Annotated in this window: 5 protein-coding genes; 4 read left to right on the forward strand and 1 reads right to left on the reverse strand. The window is 72.7% G+C overall.

The features are described from left to right. Window positions 1-113 precede the first annotated feature (113 nt). The gene (locus tag ACIQOV_RS25680; protein ID WP_401052255.1) at window positions 114-1,121 is read left to right on the forward strand and encodes a cytochrome c oxidase assembly protein; all 1,008 of its coding nucleotides are present in this window, start codon (window positions 114-116) and stop codon (window positions 1,119-1,121) included. A 171-nt stretch (window positions 1,122-1,292) separates the two neighbouring features. Next, window positions 1,293-1,880: a YdcF family protein gene (locus ACIQOV_RS25685; protein WP_380540686.1), complete on the forward strand. Its 588-nt coding sequence runs from the start codon at window positions 1,293-1,295 to the stop codon at window positions 1,878-1,880. A gap of 147 nt (window positions 1,881-2,027) precedes the next feature. Here the strand turns inward: ACIQOV_RS25685 and ACIQOV_RS25690 are convergent, their stop codons facing one another. After that, a complete protein-coding gene (locus ACIQOV_RS25690; protein ID WP_359898448.1) occupies window positions 2,028-4,250 on the reverse strand; it encodes an NADP-dependent isocitrate dehydrogenase in 2,223 nt (740 codons plus the stop codon). Between the two features lie 438 nt (window positions 4,251-4,688). On the opposite strand from ACIQOV_RS25690, the gene ACIQOV_RS25695 reads away from it, so the two are divergent. Next, complete coding sequence (locus tag ACIQOV_RS25695; protein WP_401052258.1) at window positions 4,689-5,078, forward strand: SAV_915 family protein; 390 nt, start codon at window positions 4,689-4,691, stop codon at window positions 5,076-5,078. Next, on the forward strand, window positions 5,075-5,401 hold the full coding sequence (locus ACIQOV_RS25700) for a hypothetical protein (RefSeq protein WP_359898446.1): 327 nt from the start codon (window positions 5,075-5,077) through the stop codon (window positions 5,399-5,401). The genes ACIQOV_RS25695 and ACIQOV_RS25700 overlap by 4 nt, the downstream gene beginning before the upstream one ends. The last annotated feature ends 44 nt before the right edge of the window (window positions 5,402-5,445 follow it).

Raw genomic sequence — 5,445 nt, forward strand, 5'->3', positions numbered from 1 at the left:
CCGAGGTAAGGCCCACCTAGGCTGTAGACCAAGCAAAACGGGCGAACCGGACCCCCACCGGGGACCACGAGGACGGAAAGCGGGACCCGCCGATGGGCGACGGAATGTCAGGCATGCACCACCACGGCGGGATGACCCGACTAGGCCCGTTCACCTTGTCCAACGTCTGGACCTGGTCGCCGGACTGGGTGTTCCTGCTCGGCGGCCTGGTCCTCCTCGGGCTGTACGCGGCGGGCGTGGTGCGGCTGTACCGGCGCGGCGACCGCTGGCCGATCGGCCGGATGGTGGGCTGGGTGGCGGGTGTCGCCAGCCTGCTGCTGGTCACCTGCACCGGGCTGAACGACTACGGCATGGTGCTGTTCAGCGCGCACATGATCCAGCACATGGTGCTCTCCATGCTGACGCCGATCCTGCTGCTGCTCGGCGCCCCGATCACGCTGGCGCTGCGGGCGCTGCGCCCGACCGGCAAGGGCCGTCCGCGCGGGCCGCGCGAGCTGCTGGTGGCGCTGCTGCACAGCCGGTACGTCCGGATCGTCTCGCACCCGGCGTTCACCATCCCGATGTTCATCGCGAGCCTGTACGGGGTCTACTTCACCCCGTTGTTCGACTTCCTGATGCAGTACCGCCTCGGGCACATCTTCATGATGGTGCACTTCCTGCTCACCGGTCTGGCGTTCTTCTGGCCGATCATGGGCGTGGACCCGGGCCCGCACCGCCCCGGCCACGTGATGCGGATCATCGAGCTGTTCATGGGGATGCCGTTCCACGCCTTCTTCGGCGTGGCGGTGATGATGGCCGCCCACCCGCTGGTCACCACCTTCACCGTGGAGGGCGCGCCACCGGGGACGAACCTGCTGGAGGACCAGAAGCTGGCCGGCGGCATCACCTGGGCGTTCGGCGAGATCCCGACCGCGATCGTGCTGATCGCGCTGGTCTACCAGTGGATGGGCTCCGAGCAGCGGCAGGCCCGCCGCCGCGACCGCTCCGAGGAGCGCACCGGCGACGCCGAGCTGGAGGCGTACAACGCCTACCTGGCCTCCTTGCACAAGCGTGACCGGCGCCCGGGCACGGCCCCGGCCGCCCCGGTCACCGGCGCCGCCCCGGCGGCCGACGTCGGCTGAGCCCGCCGCGGAACCCCTGTTCCCGGGAACCCCCGTTCCACCTCCGGAACGGGGGTTCCGCCGTTTCCGGCCGCCCGCGGAGCAGCGGCCCACGGGAGGCCGGAACGGCCGCGGGACAGGGGTTCCGCCGGGCCCCGGAACGGTCGTTCCGTCGCGGGCGTTCGAACGGATATGCACGTCCTGCTGTTCGTCGCCGTCCTGCTCTGCGGGTCCGTCCTGCTCTGGCCGCTCGGCTTCCTCGGCGTGGCGCTGTACCAGCGCCGTCGGCCCGCGCCGGCCGGCTCCGACTACCTGGTGGTCCTGGGCGCCGCGCTGGACGGCTGCGAGCCCGGTCCCCCGCTGGCGGCCCGGCTGGACGCCGCGCTGGAACGTTTCGCCGCCGAGGAGGCCGCCGGGTACGCCCCGCTGGTCCTGGTGACCGGCGGGAAGGGCCCGCACGAGGAGTGCACCGAGGCCGCCGCGATGGCCCGCTACCTGACCGCCCGGGGCGTCCCGGCGGAACGGATCCGACGCGAGGAGCGGGCCGTGAACACCGCCGAGAACCTGCGGTTCAGCGCCGCCCTGATGGCCGCCGAGCGCCCCGGCTACCGCTGCACGGTGGTCACCAACGGCTTCCACACCGTCCGCTCCGCGCTGGCCGCCCGCCGGGCGGGCGCCACCGCCGCCGTGCTCGGCGCGGACGGCCCGCTGGCCCACGGCCCGTACCTCCTGCTGCGCGAGGCCGTCGGCACCGCCCTCGCCCTGCTCGGCCGGGCCTGAACCGCAGTCCGGGCGTGAACGCCGAACCGACGGTCTGACGGTCCGGCGATCCGGCGATCCGGCGATCCGGCGATCCGGGCGTGAACGCCGAGAGGCCCCGGGTCCGATGCGGACCCGGGGCCTCTCGTCAGCTCAGCTCGGCCGGGTTCAGCCGAGGTTGGCGAGCGCCTCGTTGAAGGTCTTGGACGGGCGCATCACGGCCGCGGCCTTGGCCGCGTCCGGCTGGTAGTAGCCGCCGAGGTCGACCGGCGAGCCCTGGACGGCGATCAGCTCGTCCACGATGGCCGACTCCTGCTCGGTCAGCGTCGCGGCCAGGCCGGCGAAGGCCTCGGCCAGCTCGGCGTCGGCGGTCTGCCCGGCCAGCTCCTGGGCCCAGTACATGGCCAGGTAGAAGTGGCTGCCGCGGTTGTCGATGCCACCGAGGCGGCGGCTCGGCGACTTGTCCTCGTTGAGGAAGGTGCCAGTGGCGCGGTCCAGGGTGTCGGCCAGCACCTGGGCGCGGGCGTTGTCGGTGGTGGTGGCCAGGTGCTCGAAGCTGGCGGCCAGCGCGAAGAACTCGCCCAGGCTGTCCCAGCGCAGGTAGTTCTCCTTGACCAGCTGCTGGACGTGCTTCGGGGCGGAGCCGCCGGCGCCGGTCTCGAAGAGGCCACCGCCCGCCATCAGCGGGACGACCGACAGCATCTTGGCGCTGGTGCCCAGCTCCAGGATCGGGAACAGGTCGGTCAGGTAGTCGCGCAGCACGTTGCCGGTCACCGAGATGGTGTCCTCGCCGCGGCGGATGCGCTCCAGCGAGAACGTGGTGGCCTCGACCGGGGACTTGATCTCGATCTGCAGGCCGGTGGTGTCGTGCTCCGGCAGGTACTGCTTGACCTTCTCGATCAGCACCGCGTCGTGGGCGCGGTTCTCGTCCAGCCAGAACACCGCCGGGACGCCGGTGGCGCGGGCGCGGGTGACGGCCAGCTTGACCCAGTCCTGGATCGGCAGGTCCTTGGTCTGGCAGGCGCGGAAGATGTCGCCCGGCTGGACGGCCTGCTCCAGCACCACGTTGCCCTCGGCGTCGACGAGGCGGACGGTGCCCGCGGCGGCGATCTCGAAGGTCTTGTCGTGCGAGCCGTACTCCTCGGCCTTCTGGGCCATCAGGCCGACGTTCGGCACCGAGCCGATGGTCGCCGGGTCCAGGGCGCCGTGGGCGCGGCAGTCGTCGAGGACGGCCTGGTACACGCCGGAGTAGCTGCTGTCCGGCAGCACGGCGAGGGTGTCGGCCTCCTTGCCGTCCGGGCCCCACATGTGGCCGGAGGTGCGGATCATGGCCGGCATCGAGGCGTCGACGATGACGTCGCTCGGCACGTGCAGGTTGGTGATGCCCTTGTCGGAGTCGACCATGGCCAGGGCCGGGCCCTCGGCCAGCTCGGCCTCGAAGGAGGCCTTGATCTCGGCGCCCAGGTGCGGCACGTTGTCGAGGCCGGCCAGGATGCCGCCGAGGCCGTTGTTCGGGTTCAGACCGGCGGCGACCAGCACCTCGCCGTACTTGGCGAAGGTCTTCGGGAAGAAGGCGCGGACCACGTGGCCGAAGATGATCGGGTCGGAGACCTTCATCATGGTGGCCTTGAGGTGCACCGAGAACAGCACGCCCTCGGCCTTGGCGCGGGCGACCTGCGCGGCCAGGAACTCGTTCAGGGCGGCGGCCCGCATCACCGAGGCGTCGACGACCTCGCCGGCCAGCACCGGCACCTTCTCGCGCAGCACGGTGGTGGCGCCGTCCTCGCCGAGCAGCTCGATGCGCAGCGCACCGTCGGCGGCGATCACGGCGGACTTCTCGGTGGACCGGAAGTCGTTCTCACCCATGGTGGCGACGTTGGTCTTCGAGTCGGCCGTCCAGGCACCCATGCGGTGCGGGTGGGTCTTGGCGTAGTTCTTGACCGACTGCGGGGCGCGGCGGTCCGAGTTGCCCTCGCGCAGGACCGGGTTGACGGCGCTGCCCTTGACCTTGTCGTAGCGGGCGCGGACGTCCTTGTCCTCGTCGGTCTGCGGGTCGTCCGGGTAGTCCGGCAGGGCGTAGCCCTGGGCCTGCAGCTCGGCGACGGCGGCCTTGAGCTGCGGCACCGAGGCCGAGATGTTCGGCAGCTTGATGATGTTGGCGCTCGGGGTCTTGGCCAGCTCACCCAGCTCGGCCAGCGCGTCGCCGATCCGCTGCGCCTCGGTCAGACGCTCCGGGAAGCTCGCGATGATCCGCCCGGCCAGGGAGATGTCGCGGGTCTCCACGCGCACACCCGCGGTCGAGGCGTAGGCCTGGACAACCGGCAGGAACGAGTAGGTCGCCAGGGCCGGAGCCTCGTCGGTGTGCGTATAGATGATGGTCGAGTCAGTCATCGGTACTCCGCTTCACGTCTCCAACGTCTTGACGTCAAGATATCTCGTCACGGGCCTCCGGCTCCACCTCCCCCCGTTTCCGGTCGCGTTCCGGTCCCGCACGGGTCCGGTCGGCGGGCGCCGCGGCGCTCGCGGCGGGACGCTCCGGCGGCCGTGAGCGGGGGCTCGACGGGCGGTCGTGAGCGGGGACTCGACGCAGGGCGCGGCGAAGGACGCGCCGGGGGCCGAACTCCACGGTGGTCCGGGTCGGCACGCACGGCAAGCGGAGCGCTCGACAAGTGGTTTGGTCCACTCGGGTGAGTCGGACGTCAGGAGTGCGTCAACGCACGACCCCATTCGGTCAACGGCGCGTCAGGACCGGCGCTCCCCGGGCCGGGCCGCCCTAGCGTCGAGGCAGTAGTTCCGGCAGGCACCACCACCCCACTCGGGAGCATCCGCATGGCCCGCGTCGTCTGGCACGTTCCGGTCACCGCCTCCGGCACCGGAAGCACCACCGCACTCCGCCTGTTCCGCCTGCGCGACGGCCGCCGCTGCGCGGTCGGATTCTCCAGCCCCGAGGCCCTCGTCGCCCTCCTCGGGCCCGACCAGGCCCACGCCGAACTCGGCGAGCCCGCCCTCCGTGACCTCACCGCCCCGCTCGGGATCGACACCCTGGTGCTGGACCCGCGGCTGGTCGCCCCCTCCGTCACCGCCCCGCCCGTCACCGCCCCGCCCGTCACCGCCCCGCCCGTCACCGCCCCGCCCGTCTCCGCCCCGCCCGCCTCGCCGCTCACCCCGACCCCGACCCCGACCGCCCCGGCCCCGGCCGCCCGGCTCCAGCGCCGGTGACCGCCCCGCTCCGACTCGTCCCGGACGGTCCGGATCCGGCGGTACGGGCCCAGCCGGCCCGCTCCCTGCACGCGATCGTCCGGATCAGCCACGGCCCCGTCCCGCTCGACTTCGACCGCCTCGCGGCGGAGTTCCCGGCCGTCCAGAGCGGCCTGGCCCTGGTCGGCGAGGCCGACCTCGAACTGCGCCTCGCCTGTACCGGCCCCGAGGAGTTACGGACGATCGCCGCCGCCCTGCACCGCGCGGGCGCCGCCAAGGTGCACATCGACCTCGTCCTGCGCGCCCTCACCCCGGCCCCGGTCACCCTGCGCCCGGTGCCGTAGCGGTGCCGTGAGCGGCGCCGGTCCGGGCCGCCGACCCGGCGCCC

Source organism: Kitasatospora sp. NPDC091257 (genome assembly GCF_044757675.1).
Lineage (GTDB): Bacteria > Actinomycetota > Actinomycetes > Streptomycetales > Streptomycetaceae > Kitasatospora > Kitasatospora lactacystinica.